Source organism: Sphingobium sp. IP1 (assembly GCF_002708645.1).
In the GTDB taxonomy this organism is placed as follows: domain Bacteria; phylum Pseudomonadota; class Alphaproteobacteria; order Sphingomonadales; family Sphingomonadaceae; genus Sphingobium; species Sphingobium yanoikuyae.
Map to the genome: position 1 here is coordinate 46,206 of NZ_NOIW01000019.1, position 20,024 is coordinate 66,229.

19 protein-coding genes are annotated in these 20,024 nt (G+C 67.2%); 14 read left to right on the forward strand and 5 right to left on the reverse strand.

Annotated elements, in window-relative coordinates:
- Positions 1 to 51 precede the first annotated feature (51 nt).
- Positions 52 to 459 (reverse strand): MerR family DNA-binding transcriptional regulator, encoded by a 408-nt coding sequence (locus CG471_RS09030; RefSeq protein ID WP_004210206.1) that lies wholly within the window; start codon positions 457 to 459, stop codon positions 52 to 54.
- 118 nt (positions 460 to 577) lie between these two features.
- Between CG471_RS09030 and CG471_RS09035 the strand changes: the two genes are divergently transcribed.
- From CG471_RS09035 to CG471_RS09055, 5 genes are all read left to right on the forward strand, one after another.
- Positions 578 to 2,200: an NAD(P)/FAD-dependent oxidoreductase gene (locus CG471_RS09035; protein ID WP_099231659.1), complete on the forward strand. Its 1,623-nt coding sequence runs from the start codon at positions 578 to 580 to the stop codon at positions 2,198 to 2,200.
- Between the two features lie 118 nt (positions 2,201 to 2,318).
- Positions 2,319 to 3,350, forward strand: coding sequence for a phosphoribosylglycinamide synthetase (locus tag CG471_RS09040; protein WP_099231632.1), 1,032 nt, complete (start codon positions 2,319 to 2,321; stop codon positions 3,348 to 3,350).
- Positions 3,350 to 4,156 (forward strand): NTP transferase domain-containing protein, encoded by an 807-nt coding sequence (locus CG471_RS09045; RefSeq protein WP_099231633.1) that lies wholly within the window; start codon positions 3,350 to 3,352, stop codon positions 4,154 to 4,156. Before CG471_RS09040 ends, CG471_RS09045 begins: the two co-directional genes overlap by 1 nt.
- 3 nt (positions 4,157 to 4,159) lie before the next feature.
- Positions 4,160 to 5,251 (forward strand): sugar-transfer associated ATP-grasp domain-containing protein, encoded by a 1,092-nt coding sequence (locus CG471_RS09050; RefSeq protein WP_099231634.1) that lies wholly within the window; start codon positions 4,160 to 4,162, stop codon positions 5,249 to 5,251.
- Entirely contained in the window at positions 5,248 to 6,345 is a 1,098-nt protein-coding gene (locus tag CG471_RS09055) for a glycosyltransferase (RefSeq protein ID WP_099231635.1), read from the forward strand. Before CG471_RS09050 ends, CG471_RS09055 begins: the two co-directional genes overlap by 4 nt.
- Here the strand turns inward: CG471_RS09055 and CG471_RS09060 are convergent.
- Complete coding sequence (locus tag CG471_RS09060; RefSeq protein WP_099231636.1) at positions 6,342 to 7,391, reverse strand: AraC family transcriptional regulator; 1,050 nt, start codon at positions 7,389 to 7,391, stop codon at positions 6,342 to 6,344. The two genes, CG471_RS09055 and CG471_RS09060, sit on opposite strands and share 4 nt — an antisense overlap.
- 125 nt (positions 7,392 to 7,516) lie before the next feature.
- Here CG471_RS09060 and CG471_RS09065 point away from each other — a divergent pair, with 125 nt between their 5' ends.
- The 6 genes from CG471_RS09065 to CG471_RS09090 all read left to right on the forward strand — a co-directional run bounded on the left by CG471_RS09065 (position 7,517) and on the right by CG471_RS09090 (position 14,726).
- Positions 7,517 to 8,494 (forward strand): enoyl-CoA hydratase/isomerase family protein, encoded by a 978-nt coding sequence (locus CG471_RS09065; protein WP_099231637.1) that lies wholly within the window; start codon positions 7,517 to 7,519, stop codon positions 8,492 to 8,494.
- Positions 8,495 to 8,508: 14 nt separating this feature from the next.
- The gene (locus CG471_RS09070; protein WP_099231660.1) at positions 8,509 to 9,492 is read left to right on the forward strand and encodes an AraC family transcriptional regulator; all 984 of its coding nucleotides are present in this window, start codon (positions 8,509 to 8,511) and stop codon (positions 9,490 to 9,492) included.
- Positions 9,493 to 9,505: 13 nt separating this feature from the next.
- Complete coding sequence (locus CG471_RS09075; protein WP_099231638.1) at positions 9,506 to 10,831, forward strand: aromatic ring-hydroxylating dioxygenase subunit alpha; 1,326 nt, start codon at positions 9,506 to 9,508, stop codon at positions 10,829 to 10,831.
- Between the two features lie 6 nt (positions 10,832 to 10,837).
- Positions 10,838 to 12,031 carry a MaoC family dehydratase N-terminal domain-containing protein gene (locus tag CG471_RS09080; protein ID WP_099231639.1) on the forward strand — a complete coding sequence of 398 codons (1,194 nt, stop codon included), beginning with the start codon at positions 10,838 to 10,840 and terminating at the stop codon, positions 12,029 to 12,031.
- Positions 12,028 to 13,674 (forward strand): class I adenylate-forming enzyme family protein, encoded by a 1,647-nt coding sequence (locus tag CG471_RS09085; RefSeq protein WP_099231640.1) that lies wholly within the window; start codon positions 12,028 to 12,030, stop codon positions 13,672 to 13,674. Before CG471_RS09080 ends, CG471_RS09085 begins: the two co-directional genes overlap by 4 nt.
- Positions 13,675 to 13,757: 83 nt before the next feature.
- A complete protein-coding gene (locus CG471_RS09090; RefSeq protein ID WP_099231641.1) occupies positions 13,758 to 14,726 on the forward strand; it encodes a nucleoside hydrolase in 969 nt (322 codons plus the stop codon).
- Here CG471_RS09090 and CG471_RS09095 read toward each other — a convergent pair.
- Entirely contained in the window at positions 14,723 to 15,037 is a 315-nt protein-coding gene (locus CG471_RS09095) for a non-heme iron oxygenase ferredoxin subunit (protein ID WP_257211484.1), read from the reverse strand. The two genes, CG471_RS09090 and CG471_RS09095, sit on opposite strands and share 4 nt — an antisense overlap.
- Positions 15,038 to 15,188: 151 nt before the next feature.
- Between CG471_RS09095 and CG471_RS09100 the strand changes: the two genes are divergently transcribed.
- Genes CG471_RS09100 through CG471_RS09110 form a run of 3 tightly spaced genes read left to right on the forward strand, consistent with a single transcriptional unit; the run spans position 15,189 to position 18,132 of the window.
- Entirely contained in the window at positions 15,189 to 15,653 is a 465-nt protein-coding gene (locus tag CG471_RS09100; protein WP_099231643.1) for a hypothetical protein, read from the forward strand.
- Positions 15,653 to 17,371 carry an FAD-dependent oxidoreductase gene (locus tag CG471_RS09105; protein ID WP_099231644.1) on the forward strand — a complete coding sequence of 573 codons (1,719 nt, stop codon included), beginning with the start codon at positions 15,653 to 15,655 and terminating at the stop codon, positions 17,369 to 17,371. The genes CG471_RS09100 and CG471_RS09105 overlap by 1 nt, the downstream gene beginning before the upstream one ends.
- Positions 17,368 to 18,132, forward strand: a complete 765-nt coding sequence (locus CG471_RS09110) for an SDR family NAD(P)-dependent oxidoreductase (protein WP_099231645.1) — start codon at positions 17,368 to 17,370, stop codon at positions 18,130 to 18,132. Before CG471_RS09105 ends, CG471_RS09110 begins: the two co-directional genes overlap by 4 nt.
- Before the next feature lie 82 nt (positions 18,133 to 18,214).
- Here the strand turns inward: CG471_RS09110 and CG471_RS09115 are convergent, their stop codons facing one another.
- Positions 18,215 to 19,078, reverse strand: coding sequence for a Rossmann-like and DUF2520 domain-containing protein (locus CG471_RS09115; protein WP_099231646.1), 864 nt, complete (start codon positions 19,076 to 19,078; stop codon positions 18,215 to 18,217).
- A 32-nt stretch (positions 19,079 to 19,110) separates the two neighbouring features.
- A complete protein-coding gene (locus CG471_RS09120) occupies positions 19,111 to 19,971 on the reverse strand; it encodes a class I SAM-dependent methyltransferase (RefSeq protein WP_099231647.1) in 861 nt (286 codons plus the stop codon).
- Positions 19,972 to 20,024 lie beyond the last annotated feature (53 nt).

Here is a 20,024-nt window from a genome sequence, read left to right on the forward strand (position 1 = left end):
TCTCCAGGCGTTTTTGTTCTGCTGCGGGGGAGCCGACGATGCGGCTCCGGCTTATTTCTCGATCGTTCCGATGAAGCTCGCCAGTTCGGCGATGGCGGCATCGATATCGTCCTTCTGGCGGGTCAGAAGGTCGATGCGCGCGCGACACTTGTCGATCGTCACGCGGCGCTGTTCCTCATGACCCTCGTCGGCGTCATAGAGGTCGATCATCTCGCGAATATCGTTGAGGCTGAAGCCCACGCGCTTGCCGCGCAGGATCCAGGCAAGGCGGGCGCGGTCGCGGCGCGAATAGACGCGGGCCAGGCCCTGGCGCTCCGGTGCGATCAGTCCTTCATCCTCATAGAAGCGCAGGGCACGGGCGGTGACGCCGAACTCCTCGCTGAGGTCGGTGATGCTGTAGCTCTGCTGGTCACGGTCATCGGGAAGCTCGATGCCGGCAATGCTGGTGCGCGTGTTCATGAGCAAAGACTATGACGGGTTTACGTTTACGTCAAGGTCAGAAGATGCGCAGGACGATCGGCCGTGCCACGGCCTGCGGGAATAGCATTTCGGGCGATTTGCGACTATGGGCGGCGCCATGATCCGTCTTTCCGGTTTGAAACTGCCCCTCGACCATCCGGCCGAGGCGATGCCCGTCGCCATCTGCGAACGCCTGGGGCTGGAGCCGCAGCAATTGCTTGGCCACAGCGTCGTGCGGCGCGGCAATGATGCGCGTCGCCGCAGCGCGATCCAGCTGGTCTATACGCTCGATATCGACGTGGCCGACGAGGCGGCAGTGCTGGAGCGTTTTGCCAACGACCATGATGTCCGGCCGACGCCCGACACCAGCTACAAGTTCGTCGCCCATGTGCCCGACGGCTGGCAGGGCAAGCGCCCGGTGGTGATCGGGGCGGGGCCGTGCGGCCTGTTCGCCGGCCTGATCCTGGCGCAGATGGGGTTCAAGCCGATCATCCTGGATCGCGGCAAGGTGGTGCGCGAGCGGACCAAGGACACCTGGGGCCTGTGGCGCCGGGCCGAACTCAACCCCGATTCCAACGTCCAGTTCGGCGAGGGCGGCGCCGGCACCTTCTCCGACGGCAAGCTCTATTGCCGGGTGAAGGATCCCCGCTTCCTGGGCCGCAAGGTGCTGGAGGAGTTCGTCGCCGCCGGCGCGCCTGACGATATCTTGTGGGAGGCGCACCCCCATATCGGCACTTTCCGCCTGGTTTCGATGGTCGAAGCGATGCGCAAGCAGATCGAGTCGCTGGGCGGCGAATATCGCTGGCAGCACCGCGTCGACGATCTGGTGCTGGAACGGCAGGGCGACGGCACGCAGAAGCTGCGCGGGCTGGTCCTGCACGACGGCAGCGTGATCGAGGCGGATCATGTGGTGATGGCGGTGGGCCACAGCGCTCGCCCGACCTTCGAGATGCTGCACGGCAAGGGCGTGCATATCGAGCCCAAGCCCTTCTCGATCGGCGTGCGGATCGAGCATCCGCAAGGCTGGGTCGACAAGGCACGCTATGGCAATTGCGCCGGTCATCCCGATCTTGGGGCGGCCGCCTACAGCCTTGCCCATCATTGCGCCAATGGCCGGACCGTCTACAGCTTCTGCATGTGTCCGGGTGGCCGGGTGGTCGCCGCCACTTCGGAGGAAGGGCGCGTCGTCACCAATGGCATGAGCCAGTATAGCCGCGCCGAATTCAACGCCAATTCGGGGTTGGTCGTCGGCATCGATCCGGCGCGCGATTTCCCGGAGGGGCCATTGGCCGGGATCGAACTGCAGCGCCATTGGGAAAGCCTGGCCTATGTCGCGGGCGGTTCCTCCTACTGGGCGCCGGGGCAGACGGTGGGCGACTTCCTCGCGCGTCGACCTTCGACCCAGCTGGGATCGGTCGTGCCCTCCTACAAGCCGGGGGTCACGCCGACCGATCTATCGCTCTGCCTGCCCGATTATGTGATCGAGGCGTTCCATGAGGCGCTGCCCGCCTTTGGTCGCCAGATCGCCCGCTATGATGATCCCGACGCGGTGATGACCGGCGTGGAAACCCGCACCTCTTCGCCGATCCGCATCACGCGCGGCAAGGATTTTCAGAGCCTCAACGTTGCCGGCCTCTACCCGGCGGGCGAGGGCGCGGGCTATGCCGGCGGCATCCTTTCGGCGGCGATCGACGGCATCAAGGTGGCCGAGGCGGTGGCGGTTCAGATGGTCCAGTCCTGATCTGCGACGGGTTTGACATCGCCCGGTCATGAAGCCGTCACGGCCCTGACCCGTCTTCGTCCCTTCGGCGTCATCGCACCGTCAATCCAGCGTAACGGGCGGGCGCTATTGCGGCACCATGCTGAACCCGATCGACCGTTGCATGCGCATCTCCCCGGCCGACAAGGCCCGGCTGCGCCTCCTGTTCCTGGCCAAGCATGCCTGCAAGGGCGGCGGGGCCGACAGCGTGGATGGCAATCATGCCGTCTATCATCATGAGATGCGATCGACGCTGGAGGCGATCGGCCTCCATGTCGCGGTCGCCGACAGCTATGATGCGCTGTTCGACAAGCCGGATGTCGACTTCGTCGTCACCCTGCTCAATCGCGGCGGCTTCCAGAATAGCGAGATGCTGGCGCCGCTCCTGCTGTCCTGGCGCGGCGTGCCGTTCCTGGGCGCAAGCCCGATCGTGCGCGGCGTGTCCGACGACAAATATCTTTCCAAGCTGATCGCCCGCGCCCATGGCGTGCCGACCATGCCGGCGCGAATCCTGCGCCGGGGCGCCATGCCGGCCGGCCCGGAATTCCAGGCGGAACGGCTGGTGGTGAAGCCCAACGCCTCCTCGGCCTCCTGGGGCCTCGCGATGGTCGACAGCTGGGCGGAGGCCCATGCGCATGCCGATCATCTCCATGGCCTGGGCCATGATGTGCTGGTCGAGGCCTGGGCGCCCTTGCTCGACGTGGCCGTGCCGGTCGTCGGCGGCAGCGGTGGCCAGCCTTGGATCTTGCCGCCGATGCTATATGTGCCGGCCGATCCGCATCGCGAACGCAGCTATGAGGAGAAGCGCGGCCTGATCGACGCCGGAGACGATCCGCTGATCCTGGTCGAGGATCGCGACCTGCGCGCGCGGCTGGAGGACATGACCCGCCGCCTGCTGCCCGAACTCTGGCCGTTCGACTATGGCCGGTTCGAGTATCGCTATGATCCGGCGTCGGGCGAGTTGCTGTTCATGGAAGTGAACCTGTCCTGCAATCTCTGGTCGAAGAAGACGATCTCGCGCTCGGCCGCGTCGATCGGCGTCGATCATCAGAGCCTGGTCGAAACCATCGTCGCGCACAGCCTGGCCCGCCATGGCCTGCTGACCGAAATGCCGGTGCTGGAGGCGGCCTGATGCCCGGCATGGCAACGGCGCTGGTGCTTGCCGGCAAGCGCGACGGCGCGACCGATCCGCTCGCGCAGGCGGCGGGCGTCACCCATAAATGCCTGGTCCCGGTGGTCGGCCAGCCGATGCTGGTCCATGTGATCGAGGCGCTGGCGGCCAGCCCGCGCATCGGCGAAATCCGGGTCGCGATCGAGGATGTGGCGGTGCTCGACGCCCTGCCGCAACTGCGCGGGCTGCGGAATACGGGGCGTCTGGTCGCGATTCCGGCCCGGCCCAATCTGGTCGATTCCGTGCTGGCGGCGGCCGATGGCGCCCGCTTCCCGTTGCTCATCACCACCGCCGACAATGTGCTGCTGACGCCCGATGCCCTGGCCGAGATGCTGGACGGCTGCGCCGCGCAGGGGGCGAACGCCGCCGTCGCCTTCACGCGCCGCGCGTCGGTGCTGGCGGCGCATCCGCAGGGGCAGCGCAAATTCTATCGCTTTGCCGACGACGAATTTTCCAACTGTAACACCTATTGGCTGAAGGATGCAAAGGCGCTGGCGGCGGCCGAAACCTTCCGCTCGGGCGGGCAGTTCGTGAAGCATCCGATGCGGATCATCGGCGCCTTCGGCCTGATTAACCTGATCCGTTTCCGCTTCGGCATCGGCACGCTGGGCCAGGCCTTTGCGCGCTTCTCCCGCCGCTTCCGCATGGTGATCGCGCCGGTGATCCTGAGCGACGGCGCGGTCGCGATCGACGTCGACAATGCGCGCAGCCATGGCGTGGCAAGCGAATTGCTGGAGCGGCGGCTGGCGCGGGTCGAGGCGGCCTGATCCTTGTTCACGTTGCGCGCGTTGCCCCCGGCCGACGGCAATGTCCTGCTGGCGGCCTATCATGACGGATTGCGTCGCCACTGGCCGCTGGGCCGGCGAACGGTTGCGCGGCTGATCGCGGCGAGCGGGCGCAGTGGCTGGGCGGCATCGGAACGGCGCCTGCTGTGCGATGCGGTGCGGGCGCAGGGGCTCAGCATGCGCGATCGCAAGGGGCTGCATCGGCTGCTCAATCCCGGCGCTTTCCCGGCCGAGGCCAATCCGCTCAAAAACAAGCAGCTTTTCGCCCGCCATGCCGCTGCCGCCGGCCTGCCGCTGCCCGACAGCTTCGCGCTGGAGACGAGAGATATCGCCAGTTGGCTGCACGGCCAGAGCGTCATCATCGCCAAGCCCAGTTACTGCTCCAAGGGGCAGGGCGTGGTGCGTTTCGAGAAGAAGGGCGGACGCTGGGAAGGCGCGGAAGGGCCGATCGCCGACGATACGCTGCGCACGCGCCTGCTGGCGCTCTGGGCGGCCGGCGGGGTGATCCAGCGCTGCCTGGCCACCCATGACGCGCTGGCGGACATGTCGCCGGGCGCGCTGCCGACCTTGCGCGTGGTCACCTGCCTGGACGAGGTTGGCACGCCCGAGGCCTGCGCGCTGGCGCTGCGCCTGTCGGCCGGCGGCGGGCGCCCTGTGGATAATTTCAACGCCGGCAATCTGGTGCTGTCGGTCGATGCCGATGGGCATTGCGGGCCGGTGTGGCAGGCGGGACCGGATGGCGCGCCGATCCGCTGTGACCGGCATCCGCTGACCGGCGCACTTATCAGCGGCCGGCCGGTGCCCGATCTGGATGCCGCCGTGGCGCTGGCGCTGCGGGCGCATCTCGCTTTCCGATCGGGCTTTACCGTGATCGGCTGGGATATTGGCCTGACGCCGGACGGCCCCGTGCTGGTCGAGGGCAACTGGAACCCCGGCACCGACATCATGCAACTGGTGAGCGGCCGGGGGCTGGCCGACAGCCGGCTGGGCGCGCTTTACTGCCATCATCTGCGCCATCTGCCGCCGCAGCGCTGGCAGGCGGCCGGCGCGATCGAGCGCGACCCGCGCCGGGCGTGATCATCCTCTATGTCCATGCGCTGGCCGCGACCGGCGTGGTGCGCAATGTCCGTATCCTGGCCGCCGAACTGGCGGCGCGCGGTCTGGCGGTCGAACTGGTGACGGCGCTGCCGGGCGGCGAGGGCGTGACCGGCGTGCCGCATCACGCGCTGCTGGCCGGGCCAAATCCGTCGCGCGCGCGTGAAAAGGTGCAGGCGATCGCGGCGCTGCGGCGGCATTTGCGATCGCGGGGGCGGGCGACGCTGATTTCGGCGGGCAATCATGGCCATGGCACCGCCTGGGCGGCGAGCCAGGGGCTGCGCGACGTGCGGCGCATCTATCGCATCAGCAACGACATCATGCGCAATGCGGCGGGGGCGCCATCAGGTGGGCTCGGGCGCCTCAGCCGCACCGCGATGGCGCGGCTGCTGGCGCGCGACGCCGATCATCTGGTGCTGGTGTCGCCGACCTTGGCGGATACGCCTGCTTTTGCCGGCGCGGCGCGGGCGGGCAAGGTGGCGGTGATCCCCAATGGCATCGACGCCGATGCCGCCCGCTTCCTGGCGGACGGGCCGGTGCCGCATCGCTGGATGGGGCGCTCGCCGCCGGTGATCCTGGCGATCGGCCGGCTGGCACCGCAGAAGAATTTCGCCACCCTGCTTGCCGCCTTCGCGATCCTGCGGGGGCAAAGGCCGGCGCGCCTCATCATCCTAGGCGAAAGTCGCGACCGGGCCTGCGACAGCCTGCGCGCGCAGGCGGCGGCGTTGGGCGTGGCCGCGCATATCGACCTGCCCGGCACGGTCGACAATGTCTTTCCCTGGCTGGCCCATGCCGATGCCTTCATCCTGCCCAGCTGGTGGGAAGGATCGCCCAATGTGTTGCTGGAGGCGATGGCCGTGGATGTGCCGATCGTTGCGTCGCGCAGCGCGGGCAATGCAGCCGACCTGCTCGATGATGGACGGTGCGGCCTGCTGGTGGACCCGGCCGATACGGCGGCGATGGCCGATGCGCTGGCACGGCAACTGGATCTTGCCACCGCGATCCGTCCCGGCGACCGGATCGATCATTTCGGTCTCGACGCGCTGTCCGATGCCTGGGTGCGCCTGCTGCGCTAGCCTTGTCGGAATTGCCGTGGCGTCTGCCCGGTCCAGCGTTTGAAGGCACGGCCGAAGCTGGTCTGTTCGGCATAGCCCAGCCGCTCCGCCACCTCGTCGATCGGCATCGGCGTCTGGCGCAGATAGATGCGGGCGAGCTGTTCGCGCTGTTCCTCGACCAGATCGCTGAAATGCAGGCCATGGGCGGCCAGCCGGCTTTGCAGCGTCCGCACCGACAGGCCCATCCGGTCGGCGCAGCGCTCGATCGCACATGTCCCTGCCGGCAGCGCGCCGCGCACATAGGATCGCGCCCGTTCCGCCATGTCGGCATGGTTGAACAGGCGCAGCCGGCCCAGATAGCCGCCGACCAGCCGATAGGTCAGCCGATTGGCCGTCGCGATCGGCAGGTCGAGCAAGGCGGCGGAAAAGCCGATGGCGCTGCCCGGCGCGCGCGGGCGGACAGTCGTGCCCAGCAGGGCCTCTATCTCGATCAGTTCGCGCGGGCTGGGGGAGGCGGAAAATTGCACCCAGGCGGCACGGAAGCGCTGGCCGCTGACGGTCCGCAACAGCAGCAGGATCAGCATCATCGCCTGATAATTGGCCTGGTCGTTGAAGCCGAGATCGGCGCCGACCACCCAGCGCAGTTCGGCCATGCCGCCATCGTCCACCAGTTCCAGCTGCGCCTCGGGCGAATGGGCGACCGGCAGGTAGCGGATCAGGCTGGCGATCGCGGCGCGCAGGTCCGGCGCGGCGCGGCAGACGGCGGTGACGCTGCCGAAAATGTCGGCATCCTGGGTGGCGGCAAGGTGCAGGCCGAACAGCGGATCGTCGAACAGCAGGCTGCAATATTCGAACATTGCCGCCACCTGCTGGCAGGCGATATGGCTGTCGGGATCGGCCAGCACCATCGGGTCGAGGCCATGCTGGGCCAGAATGCGGCGCGGCGCCCCGCCGCGCGCGCGGACATAGTCGGAAAAGCCGCGCAGATTGGCCGCGCGCATCTGGCCGGCGGCCGGCACCGCCTCCAGCGGGCCTTCCAGCCCGAAGAAAAAATCCTGCTCCTCCATCGCGCGCCTGTCTGCCTCGTCGTCGCTTTGCTGCGTATCATATCGATAAAGCTGCGCCTAATGCCAATACGCCATCGCCGCCCCATGCCAGCCTGCCGGGCATAAGAGAGATGGGAGAGTGCGGCATGGCCAGGGCAAGCGCGGCAGCGCTCAAGCGCGAGGCGGCGCAGTTCGTGCATTATGGGAAGGACCGGGCGCGCAAGATCGCGACCGTCACCTTCGACCGGCCGGGCAAGGCGAACACGACCACGATCGGCATGCGCCTGCTGTTCGGCGAGATCGTCCACAAGGCGAATATCGACGATGACGTGAAGGTGCTGGTGATCCGCGGCGCCGGCCAGGATCTGGGATCGGGCGGCGATATCAACGAACATGGCGACATGTATCTGCATCCCGGCGCGGAGGATGACTTCCTGCCCGACCTGGAGATTGACGATCCCGATGTGCGCTATCCGCCGCACGGTTCCTATCGCTTTCTCCATGGCCTGACCGACCATTATGCCAAGGGCTATGCCGGCAACCGGCCGCTGCAGGAATTCAAGAAGATCAGCATCGTCGAGGCCAAGGGCTATTGCTATGGCTGGCATTTCTACCAGTGCGCCGATGCCGACCTGATCGTCTCGTCCGACGATGCGCTCTTTGGCCATCCCTCCTTCCGCTATGCCGGCTGGGGGCCGCGCATGTGGCAATGGCTGGAAATGGTCGGCATTCGCCGTTTTTCCGAAATGCTGTTCACCGGCCGGCCCTTCACCGCCGCCGAGATGATGGACTGCAATTTCGTCAACAGCGTCGTGCCGCGCGACGCGCTGGAGGCGGAGACCGACAAATATGCCGATGCCTGCGCCCGCACCCGGCCGCTCGACGTGGTGGTGGCGCAAAAGACCTTCATCGAGGCCTATAAGCAATATCGCGGCGAATATATGGGCAGCCTGCTCACCGGCTGGCTGGAAGGCATGCTGCCACTGATGAAGAGCGACCGGCCGACCGACATCGATCTGGGCGCTGGCGGCTTCGACCAGGGCATCGCCCATACCGTCAAGAATAACGACCTCAACTACCCCCCGGAATGGCGGCTGAGCCGCGCCGGTCGGGCGCAACGTTGAAAGGCGCGGATGCGATGATCGAGACGCTCTTCAGCCTCGACCGGGGCAATTATCGCGAATGCCAGCAGCTGTTTCGCGGCGAGCGCGAGCAGGAATATTATCGCGGCGACTATTGGATGGAGGAAGGCTCCATCATCGACGTGGAGGCACGGCGCAAGCCCGCCGGGCCCAGTGCCGCGATCCTGCTGCGATCGGCCACCCGCCTCTTCTTCCGCCGCACCCGCCAGCATATCCGCGAGGATGGCACCGACCTTACCGTCCTGTGGTTCGTGAAGCGCGGCCGGCTGGTCTTTTCCAACCAGCTTGGCAGCCGCGCCGCCCAATATGGCGATTTCCTGATGACGCGCTCGACCGCGCCCTTCCTGATCGAATGCCAGCCCGATGTGCAGGGCGTGCATGAGGTGCTGCATGTAACGGTGCCGACCCATGTGCTGCGCGGCTTCGTCGATTGCGATGCCGGGGCGGGCATATTGCTGCCGATGCAGCGGGCGGAACTGGGGATCGCCGATGGCATCCTGGTCGGCCTGTTTCAGCGCGACGCGGATGTGGCGGAGGAAACCACGCGGACATTGGTGGAGGCGGCGCTGGCGGTGATCGGCCAGGGGCTGCGCCATGATGTGCGCGCGGTGCCGCCGCGCCCCTCCGTCGCGGAGAAGCGCTTTGCCGATGTGCGCCGCTTCGTCGAGGTCCATCTGTCCGATCCGGGCCTGTCCGCCGCGATGACGGCCAAGGGCTGCGGCATTTCGCCGCGCTATCTCACCACCCTGCTCAAGCAGAATGGCACCAGCTTTTCCGACCTGATCTGGCAGCGCCGGCTGGAACAGGCGCGAGCCTGGATGGCGCGATCGGACGCGGCAAGCATCTCGATCAGCGAGATCGCCTATGCCGTCGGCTTCAAGAGCCCGGCCCATTTCAGCCGCATGTTCAAGCGCGTCTATGCCCGCAACCCCAGCGACTATCGCGCGGAGGCTGCGCCGCCGCCGGTTGCGCTGCATTGAGCGGCAGGGATACATGACCATGCAGGGCAACATCACCCAACCGCCGGTCCTGATCGGCAACACCGCCTATGTCTCGCAATCCTATGCCGATGCCGAGGCCGCGAAACTATGGCCCAAAGTCTGGCAGGTTGCCTGTCGGGAAGAGGAAATCCCCGAAATCGGCGACTATGTCACCTATGACATTGTCGATGACTCGATCATCGTCGTGCGCGCCGCGCCCGACCGGATCGCCGCCTATTTCAACGTCTGCCGCCATCGCGGCCGGCAACTGACCGAAGGGTGCGGCAATGCGAAGCGGCTGGTCTGCCCCTTCCATGCCTGGAGCTGGGATCTGGACGGCAACAATGTCGGCGTGGTCCGCAAGGATGCCTGGAGCGACTGCCTGAAGGCCGATGACCTGCGCCTGCGCGACGTGCGCGTCGACACATGGGGCGGCTGGGTGTTCGTCTGCATGGACCCGGACGCGCCGCCGCTGCGTGACTATCTGGAGCCGGCGGCATCGATGCTCGACCCGTTCGAGCTGGAGAAGATGCGCTATCGCTGGCGCCAGTGGCTGCATTTTCCGTGCAACTGGAAGGTCGCGATCGAGGCGTTCAACGAGGGCTATCATGTCGCGGGCACCCATCCGCAGCTGACCAAATATTCGCCCAAGCCGACCTGGAGCGACGGGCGCGGCATCCATGGCGTGTTCGGGTCGCAGGCGCGCGAGGGCACGGGCGGCGCGACCGCCGGAGCGGCCGGCGCGGCGGACATGCGCCAGGGGCTGGCGGATTCGCTCAACCAGCTGTGGGAGGAGGTGAACGGCACCACCACCGAGACGATGGTGCGGGTCGCCAATCTGCTGGTCGAGGAACTGCCCGAAGAGACGCCGCCCGCCGAGGTGCAGATGCACCTGATGCGCCGCACGGTGGAGGAGGATGCCAGGCGCGGGGTGAACTGGCCGCGCATCGACCCGGCCCATTTCGCCGCGGCAGGCAATGTCTGGCACATCTTCCCCAATACGGTGATCATCCACGGCCCGACCTTTGCGCTCTGCTACCGCGCACGGCCCGACGGCCATGACCCCAATCGCTGCATCTTCGAGGTCTATACGCTCGAACGCTTCCCCGAAGGCACCGAGCCCCGACCCGCCAATCTCCACAAGCCCGACATGGACGAGGCAAGCTGGCGCAAGGTGCTGTGCCAGGATTTCTCCAACATGGGGGCGGTGCAGCGCGGCCTGCGCTCGCGCGGCTGCGACGGGCTGCGGCCCAGCCCGGTCGAGGAACGGGCGATCATCAATTTCCACCGCGTGCTGGCCGACTATCTCGGCACCGGCGCGCCGCAAGTGATCGAGTAGGACATCATGGCCGATATGGATGTGCAGGACAGCAAGCTGACGCTGGATACCAGCGATGTCGACCAGTGGATCGGCAAGCCGGTGATCTTCGCGGAGATGTGGGACCCCTGCAATGCGACCGACATTCGCCGCTGGGTGCAGGCGATGGATTATCCCAATCCGATTCACTGGGACGAGCAATTTGCGCGCGCCTCGCGCTTCGGCGGCATCGTCGCGCCGCAGAGCTTCACCGTGGCGATGGACTATGGCCATGGCTGCCACCCCGCCTGCGTCGGCAAGGTGCCGGGCACCCACCTGATCTTCGCCGGCGAGGAATGGTGGTTTTACGGCACGCCCGTTCGCCCCGGCGACAAGCTGGTGCAGAGCCGCCGCTTCGATGGCTATTCGATTGCCGACACCGGCTTTGCCGGCCCGACCATGTTCGCGCGCGGCGACACCATTCACCGCAACCAGCATGGCGCGCTGGTGGCCAAGGAACAGGCGACCGCGATCCGCTATCTGGTCGAGGAAGCGAACAAGCGCGGCGTCTATGCCAAGGAGAAGCGCAGCCCCCGGCGCTGGACCAAGGCGGAGCTGGCGGAGATTCACAAGGCGCGCCACGACTGGATCCTGTCCAACCGCGACGGCCATTCGCCCGGCTATGGCGATGTAAAGGTGGGCGACCGGCTGCCGCGCCGGGTGATCGGGCCGCATTCGGTGATCAGCTTCGCCAATGAATGCCGCGCCCATCGCCAGAATATCTGGGGGACTTGGGCGTGGAACGCGCCCGAAGGCATTCATGATCCGGCGACCGAGGATGCCGGCTTTGGCGCCGACATGAGCTATGACCATGACGCACGCAAGATCGACCCGCGGATGGGCGACGGCCTCTATCACGGGCCATCATCTGGCCATATCAATGCCGAGAAGGCGGAGAATGTCGGCATGGGCGGCGCCTATGGCTATGGGGCGTCGATGAATGCCTGGCATCTCGACACGGTCGCCTATTGGGCCGGCCATGGCGGCTATGTCTGGCACAGCAAGACCCAGTTCCGTTCCCCCGCGTTCGAGGGCGATGTCACCTGGGTCGATGGCGAAGTGGTGGAAAAGATCGACCGTTCCCCCTTCGGCATGCCGGTGGTCAAGGTCCGCACGGTGATGACCACGCAGGATGGCGAGGAGATATTGAAGGGCACCGCGCAGGTGGAGTTGCCCTATTGAGCGCGGCACTTTCGCTGGTCCATGGGACGCCGCTGGCGGATGAGCCGGGACAGGGCGCGCAGACCATCCCGGCCTATCTGGATGCGGTGTGTGCCCGGCATGGCGCGCGCGACGCGGTCATCATGCGGATCGCGGATCGGCGGATCTGCTGGAGCTATGACGAACTCCATGCACGGTCCGTGGCGGTGGCCAGGGCGCTGATCGCGGCCGGCCTCGGCAAGGATGGCCGGGTCGGCGTGCTGATGGCGAACCGGCCGGAATATCTGGCCAGCGTCTTCGGCATCGCGATGGCCGGTGGCGTCACCGTGGCGCTCAGCAGCTTTTCGAGCGCGGAGGAACTGGAGCATCTGGTCCACGCCTCGGCGATCGGCATCCTCCTCTTCGACACGCGGGTGATGAAGAAGGATTTTGCCGCCATGCTGGCCGGCATCGACAAGGGGCCGTTTCTCCATCGGCTGATCCAACTCGACAGCGTGACCGATACCGATCCGGCACCGCCGGGCTATGAAGGCTGGGATGCATTCTTGGCCAGCGGCGCGGCGGTGCCCGATGCGCAGGTGGCGCAGCGCGCCGCCACCGTCTCCCCATCCGACCATGGCGGCATCTTCTTTTCGTCCGGCACGACCAGCCTGCCCAAGGGTATCGTCCATGCCCAGCGCGCCTTCTGCATCCAGTGGTGGCGCTGGCCGCGCGTCTTCGCGATGCGCGAACCGGTGGTGAGCTGGACCGGCAATGGCCTGTTCTGGTCGGGCAATATCAGCCTGGTGATCGGCACTGCGTTGTCGACCGGCGGGACGGCGGTACTGCAACCGGTGTTCGCCGCCGCCGCGGCGCTGGACGTGATCGAGCAGGAGGGGGTGACCTTCCTCACCGGCCGGCCGCACCAATGGGCGCGGGTACAGGCGGCGGACAATTGGGCCAGCGCCGACCTTTCCAGCCTCAAATATGTGACCAAGGGCGAACGGATCGGCGAGCATCCCACGGTCGACACCGACTGGACCACGCCCATGGCCTTCGGCACGACCGAGACGATGACAATCTGCACTGCGTTCGATGCGGATACGTCTGACGCGGAGTATGGCGGCAGCGCCGGCGCGCCGCTGCCCGGCAACAGCCTCAAGATCGTCGATCCGCTGACCCGCGCGATCCTGCCGGTCGGCCAGCATGGCGAAATGTGCATCAAGGGGCCGACCCTGATGACCGCCTATCTGGGCAAGGCGCCAGAGGAGTGTTTCGACGCGGAAGGCTATTACCGCACCGGCGACGGTGGTCGGGTGGACGAACAGGGGCGCTTCTTCTGGGAAGGGCGCCTGACCGACATGATCAAGACCGGGGGCGCCAATGTCGCGCCGGAGGAAGTGGACGCGGCGATCGCCACCTTCCCCGGCGTCAAGCGCAGCCAGACGGTCGGCGTGCCCGACGACCTGCTGGGCGAGATGGTGGTCGCCTGCATCGTCCCGGTCGATGGCGCGCGGGTGACGGAAAGCGACCTGATCGCCCATCTCAAGGCGCGCATGGCCAGTTTCAAGGTGCCGCGTCGGGTGCTGCTGCTGGACGAGGCCGATTTCGCCCTGACCGGCAATGAAAAGGCCAAGGCCGCCGACATTCGCGCGGTCGCGGTGGCGCGGCTCGGCCATCCATAGCTCGGGCCTATGGGCACCCCGAAAATCGCTATTTGACCCTTTGGCCGCCCCATGCCAGCCCTCGGCCCAGACAGGGGAGAGGCATGCGGACAAGGATCGATCGGCGCGGGTTCATCGCAGCGGGCGCCAGCCTGATGATCGGCACGGCCGCCCGATCCGCCCTGCCGGTGATCCGGCAGTCGCCCAAGGCACGGATCATCATCGACAATGATTTCGCCGGCGATCCCGACGGCCTGATCGCGCTCGCGCATCAACTGGCGACGAAGGCGGCCCGGCCGGTGCTGGTCACGACATCGGCGCTCGACGCGAAGCTGGCGGCGCTAGGCGGCCAGCCGGCCGGCGCGACCGCCGCGGCGGGCAAAGAGGCGGCGATCGACCTGATGAAGATCATGGGTCTGGCGAACCTCTGCCCGGTGATCGCGGGCAGCGAGCAGTTCGGCATCGCCGGGGCACAGGCGTCGGCGGCGGCACGGGCGATCGTGGCGGAGGCGATGCGGGACGATCCGCTGCCGCTCTTCTTCACCTGCGGCGGGCCGCTCACCAATCTCGCCCAGGCGCTGCAGCTGGAGCCGGCGATCGCCGATCGCATGACCCTGGTGTGGATCGGCGGCGCTGATTATCCGCAGGGCGGCAGCGAATATAATCTGTCCACCGATCTGGAAGCGGCGCGTGCCGTGATCGAATGGAGCCGCATGCCGATCTGGCAAATTCCCGCCGGCGCCTATCGCCAGTTGCAGATGTCGGTGGCGGAAATGACGGCGACCTTGCGGCCGATGTCGGCGACGACCGCATGGCTCTATAGCCGCTATGCCGACCTGCCGCCCTTCGTTCAGCTGGGCGGCGCCATCACCCTGGGCGACAGTCCGATGGTGTTGCTGACGTCCGTGTCTGCGGAGAGCAGTGCCTCCTCGATCATCGCCGGCCGGCGCCTGCTGGACGATTCCCGCTATGGCGCGGAAATCCCCGGCCGGTCGATCCGCCTCTTCACCCAGCTCGATGCGCGGCTGGCGCTGGCGGATTTCCTGGCCCTGATGCAGCCGCGCAGGGACTAGCGGGCGATCTCGATCCGGCCGTCCACAATCCGCAATTCATAGACCCTGATCGGTGCCTTCGCCGGCGGGTTCATGGCGCGGCCGGTTTCCAGGTCGAAGCGCGCGCCATGGACCGGGCAGGCGATCCAGCCCGCGCGCACCCGGCCGCAGGCGAGCGGCTCGTCGGCATGGGAGCAGCGATTGGCGACCGCGAACAGCCGGCCATTGCTATGGCACAGGAGGATGCTCTCGCCGTCGACATCGACGGCCCTGGTGGTGCCCGGTGGTACATCGTCGACATGGGCGACAGCGGTGAAGGTCAGCATGGTCATGGCCCCATTCATCATGGGCCGGCGGGCACGGCAATTGCCCGCAACCTGATGCGCGTGCCGGTGCAAGCGGCGCTGCCGCTCGGGTCATTCCGCTTCGCTGCCCCGGCTTCGATAGTGGCTGGCAGCAGAACAGAGCGGGAAAGGGCGATCCGTGCGCCGGGACTATTATCAGCATGCCTATGTGACCACCGACTGGCGCCGGGCGATGGACGAGATCGCCGCGCTGCACGGCATCGGCCATTATATGGAAATGCCCGACGCGCTGTTCGACACCGGGCAGGACCGGCAGGCGGTCGCCCATTTCGCGCTGGCGACCAGGGATGAACTGCAGTTCGAGATCATCCAGCCCCTGTCGGGCGACATTGCGGTCTATCAATGGGGCCTTCCGGCGAAGAGCTTTGGCCTCCATTATCATCATCAGGGCCGGCATTTCGGCGATCGCTCCGCCTTCGACGCGGCGGTCGCGGCGGCCAAAGCCCGCTGGGCGATGCCGATCGCCTGGGACACGATGGGCGGCACCTATGCCTATTTCGATGCGCGGGCGGATCTGGGTCATTATCTCGAATATTTCTGCTTCCCGCCCGGATCGCATCTCGAAGCGGTGCCGAGCTTCTGATGATGGAAAGCTTCGATATCATCGTCGTCGGATCGGGCGCGGCCGGCGCCATGGCAGCCTTGCGGGGCGCGGATCTCGGCCTGTCCGTCCTGATCGTGGAGAAGGCGCATCAATTTGGCGGCACGTCGGCCACTTCGGGCGGGGTGATGTGGGTGCCAGGTCATGGGCTGGATGGCGATCAGGGCGACAGCGCGGCCGAGGCGTTGCGCTATCTGCGCAGCGTCATCGGCGTATCGGTCGATACGGAAAGGCTCGCCGCCTATGTCGATCGCGCGCCGGAAATGCTGCGCTTCCTGAAGGACAGCGGCGTGCCGGTGATGGCGGCGGCCTGGCCCGATTATTTTCCCGAAGCACCGGGCGCGCGGGCGGATCGTTCCATCATCTGCCCCACCTTTGACGGGCGGCAATTGGGGGATGATCGCTATCCGCTGATGCGGGCGCAATATAGCCGGTTCACGCTGTTCCGCCGCTATGCGATGGATCTCAGCCAGACCTTCGCCCTGATGATGCAGCAGCGCGGCTGGCGCTGGACCGCGGCGAAGATGATCGCGCGCTACTGGCTCGACATCGGCACGCGGCGGCTGTCGGCGCGGGACCGGCGCTTCACCCAGGGGGCGGGGCTGATGGGCGCGCTCTACCAGCAACTGTTCGCGCGCGGGGTCGAACTGCGGCTGGAAACCGCGCTGGAGGGGCTGACGCTCGGCGCTGACGGCCGCGTGTCGGGCGTCACCGTCCGCCGCTTCGGGCAGGTGCAGCAGATCGCCGCACGCCACGGCGTGGTGCTGGCGGCCGGCGGCTTTGAATGGAATCAGGCGCTGCGCGATCGTTTCTATCCGGTGCCCGGTCTCGCCCGTCACAGTTCGACCCCGGAGGAAGGCAATCGCGGCGACGCACTGATTGCGGCGGAAGCGATCGGCGCATCGCTCGCCCATACCGATCAGGGCTGGTGGATACCGACCATGACCCTGCCGGCGCCGGGCGCCGCCAATTTCCACGAAATCCACCAGGCCGCTTTCGATGTCGGCCGGCCCTGGAGCGTGTGCGTCAACCGGCTGGGGCTGCGCTTCGTTAATGAGGCGACCGGCTATGACCGGTTCGGCCAGGCGATGGTGGCGGATCAGCTAAAGACCGGCGCCAACATGCCCTGCTGGCTGATCTTCGATTCCAAGTTCCGGGCAAAGTTCAGCGCCGGCGGGCTGATGCCCACGGTCCATACGCCCGATCATCGCATTCCCGGCCATTGGTGGGACCATTATGTCTTCCGCGCCGGATCGATCGAGGAACTGGCGCGCAAGATCGGCATCGCGCCGCCGGCATTGAGCGAAACCGTGCAGGTGATGAACGGCTATGCGCAGACCGGCGTCGATCCCGAATTTGGCCGGGGCGGCAATATCTATGATCGCTTCTTCGGCGATCCCGGCGTCACCCCCAATCCCAATCTGGGGCCGATCGATACCGCGCCCTTCTATGCGGTGCCGATCGACAATGGCGATCTGGGCACCAAGGGCGGGCTGCGCTGCGACGCGCAGGCGCGGGTGCTGGATGGCGGCGGCCGGCCGATCCCGCATCTCTATGCGGCGGGCAATTGCGCGGCGAGTCCCTTTGGCGACTGCTATCCCGGCGCCGGCGCGACGATCGGTCCGGCGCTGACCTTCGGCTTTGTCGCGGCGGGCGACATTGCGGCGCGGGCGAACGAGCAGCAGAGGATGACGGCATGACGGAACAGAAGGTCGCGATCGTCACCGGCGCGGCCGGCGGCATTGGCGCGGCGATCGTGCGCGCCCTGTGCGCCGATGGCGTGGCCGTGCTGGGCACCGGCCGCAGCGCGGACAAGCTCGCCGCGCTCGCAGCCGCGCTGCCGCAGGACGCCGCCTTTGCCTTCGCCGCGGCGGACATTGGCGATGAGGATGCGCCCGGCAGGATCGTGGCGGAGGCAACGGCCCGGTTCGGGCGGGTCGATCATCTGGTCAACAATGCCGGCGCGGGGGTCTGGGCGCCGGTGCATGACACCAGCGACGCCATGCTGGACGAAGTGATCGGCCTGTCGCTGCGTGCGCCATTCCGCCTGTGCCGGGCCGTGTTGCCGCATATGGGCATGGGGTCGGCGATCGTCACCATCGGGTCGACCTTCGGCATCATGGGCGGGATGGATGGCGGCATCTATTGCGCGGTGAAGGCGGGGCTGACCGGCCTCACCCAGACGATGGCGGCGCAATATGGCGAACAGGGCATAAGATCGAACATCGTCGCGCCGACCGTGGTGCGCACGCCGATGACCGACGCCGCCTGGGACTATCCTGCCTTCCAGCGGATCAACCAGGGACTGACCCCCTTCTACCGCGATTGCGCGCCGGAGGATATCGCCCATGTCGTCGCCTTCCTCTGTTCCGACAAAGGCGAATATATCAATGGCCAGGTGATCGCGGTGGATGGCGGCTGGTCGACCACCCGGATGATCAACAGTCGCTTTATCGGCTAGAGCGTTCTGAAATCGGCTGGAACAGCCGATGGCTCGCAAAATGCGAAAAACAAAAGACAATTGGAGCGCAGGCCGATTCAATCTAATCGGCCAGCGCTCCAAGATCGGCGCGCAGCGCAGCCTCGTCCCGGTCCAGCGCGTCGAGCGTCGCCAGCGCCATGGCGCGATAGGCCGGCAGCAGCTCGGGCGCATGCGCGCGCAGCGCTGTCAGATGATTGCCGATCGTCTGTCGGTCGCCGCGCAGCAGCGGGCCGGACAGAGCATGGATCCCGCGATCCAGGCTGTTGTCGAGTGCGGCCCGGACCAGCGGCGCCAGTAGCGCGCCGGGTTCGGTGACGCCGGCTGCCACCAGCGCGTCGGCGGCACCGGCGATCAGCGTCACCAGATGATTGGCCGCATGGCAGAGGGCTGCATGATAGAGGGCGCGATGCGCCTCCGCGACCTCGACCGCCACGCCGCCGAGCAGCGCGACCAGCCTGCGCGCCGCCGCGATGGCCGGCGCGTCGGCGCCGGTGATGGCGAAACGGGCGCCCTGCATCCGCGCGACTTCGGCGGCCGGATCGCCGGTGAAGGTCATGGCGGGATGGACGGCGGCGGTGGTCGCGCCCCGCGCCCGCAGCGGATCGAGCAGCGCCGCGCCGCTGCGCCCGCTGACATGGCAGATGGTGGCGGACAAGGGCGTGGTAGCCAGGTCTGCGATCACCGCTGGCAGGGCGTCGTCGGCCACCGCCAGCAGGATCAGGTCGCAATTGGATGACAGCGAAGATGACAGGGCAACGGCCCGCGCATGGCCGATCGCCTCGACCGTAGCGGCGGCATGATCCGGGTTGCGGCCCTGCACCAGGATCGGCGCAGCGCTGTGCGGGGCCAGCGCCAGCCCCAGCGCGCGCGCGACCCGGCCGGTGCCGATGAGGCCGATCTGGCGATAGGCGGGATGCTCGGTCATGGCGCGCCTATATCCCGGCCGGTGCGGCTACTCTAGCCCGGATTGATGGCGGTCACGATCCAGGCGGCGCCGTCGATCAGGATCGCCGTCTCGCCGGGCCGCGCGGCAAAGGCCTGGCGCACCGCCTGGGCGGCGCGATCCCGTACATCGGCAGGCTGATCGGCCAGTGCGCGGGAAAGCGGGCCGACCTCGAACGCCATGGCGAGCGCATCGTCCAGCGCCGCCTCGCGATCGGCGCCCTGGCCAAAGGGGATGACGCCATCGATCGGGGCGAGGTCGATTGCGGCAAAGCCGGCGTCGCTCAGAATGCGCGTCACCCGTGCCGGATCGCCAAAGGAGAAGGGGCCGGGCGCTTCGGGATCGGGCGGCGCCAGCGGCGGCACGATGTCGCGGATCGCGCCCATCGGCAGGCGCACCCAGTCATTGTCTGCCGCCGCCCGCCAGCAGACGAAGGCGATCCGTCCGCCCGGCCGCAGCCAGCGCCGCATATGCGCGAAACTGGCCACCGGATCGTCGAAGAACATCACGCCGAAGCGCGAGAAGAGCAGATTGAATCCGTGGGTGGTCAATGTCGCGCTGCCGGCATCGGCCAGCGCGTAGCGGATCGGAAGGTCGGCGGGCTGCTGCGATTGGGCGAGCGCGATCAGCGGCCCCGAAATGTCGAGGCCCAGCACTTCACCGGTCGCGCCGACCTGGCGGGCAAGGGCGATGCTGCTGGTGCCTGCGCCGCATCCCACGTCCAGCACGCGCTCGCCTGGCCGGGCGGCGGCCGCTGCCATCGCCGCATCGCCGAAGGGCGCGAGCATGGCGTCGAGCCGCTGCCGGTGCGTGACCCAGCGTTCGCCGCTCGATCCGTTCCAGTCCGACACCTGATAGACATTGGGCTGCGCCATTTTCTTTCCTTTTTGCGAATCGTTCGCAAAAATCTAATGGCTGCGGATCAACT

Bases quoted from the DNA above. Each gene is read 5' to 3' on its own strand.
- CG471_RS09105 (WP_099231644.1), top strand. From the start codon at position 15,653: ATGATGGAAAGCTTCGATATCATCGTCGTCGGATCGGGCGCGGCCGGC.
- CG471_RS09030 (WP_004210206.1), bottom strand. From the start codon at position 459: ATGAACACGCGCACCAGCATTGCCGGCATCGAGCTTCCCGATGACCGT.
- CG471_RS09110 (WP_099231645.1), top strand. From the start codon at position 17,368: ATGACGGAACAGAAGGTCGCGATCGTCACCGGCGCGGCCGGCGGCATT.
- CG471_RS09115 (WP_099231646.1), bottom strand. From the start codon at position 19,078: ATGACCGAGCATCCCGCCTATCGCCAGATCGGCCTCATCGGCACCGGC.
- CG471_RS09080 (WP_099231639.1), top strand. From the start codon at position 10,838: ATGGCCGATATGGATGTGCAGGACAGCAAGCTGACGCTGGATACCAGC.
- CG471_RS09090 (WP_099231641.1), top strand. From the start codon at position 13,758: ATGCGGACAAGGATCGATCGGCGCGGGTTCATCGCAGCGGGCGCCAGC.
- CG471_RS09060 (WP_099231636.1), bottom strand. From the start codon at position 7,391: ATGGAGGAGCAGGATTTTTTCTTCGGGCTGGAAGGCCCGCTGGAGGCG.
- CG471_RS09035 (WP_099231659.1), top strand. From the start codon at position 578: ATGATCCGTCTTTCCGGTTTGAAACTGCCCCTCGACCATCCGGCCGAG.
- CG471_RS09120 (WP_099231647.1), bottom strand. From the start codon at position 19,971: ATGGCGCAGCCCAATGTCTATCAGGTGTCGGACTGGAACGGATCGAGC.
- CG471_RS09065 (WP_099231637.1), top strand. From the start codon at position 7,517: ATGGCCAGGGCAAGCGCGGCAGCGCTCAAGCGCGAGGCGGCGCAGTTC.
- CG471_RS09075 (WP_099231638.1), top strand. From the start codon at position 9,506: ATGACCATGCAGGGCAACATCACCCAACCGCCGGTCCTGATCGGCAAC.
- CG471_RS09070 (WP_099231660.1), top strand. From the start codon at position 8,509: ATGATCGAGACGCTCTTCAGCCTCGACCGGGGCAATTATCGCGAATGC.
- CG471_RS09095 (WP_257211484.1), bottom strand. From the start codon at position 15,037: ATGACCATGCTGACCTTCACCGCTGTCGCCCATGTCGACGATGTACCA.
- CG471_RS09045 (WP_099231633.1), top strand. From the start codon at position 3,350: ATGCCCGGCATGGCAACGGCGCTGGTGCTTGCCGGCAAGCGCGACGGC.
- CG471_RS09040 (WP_099231632.1), top strand. From the start codon at position 2,319: ATGCTGAACCCGATCGACCGTTGCATGCGCATCTCCCCGGCCGACAAG.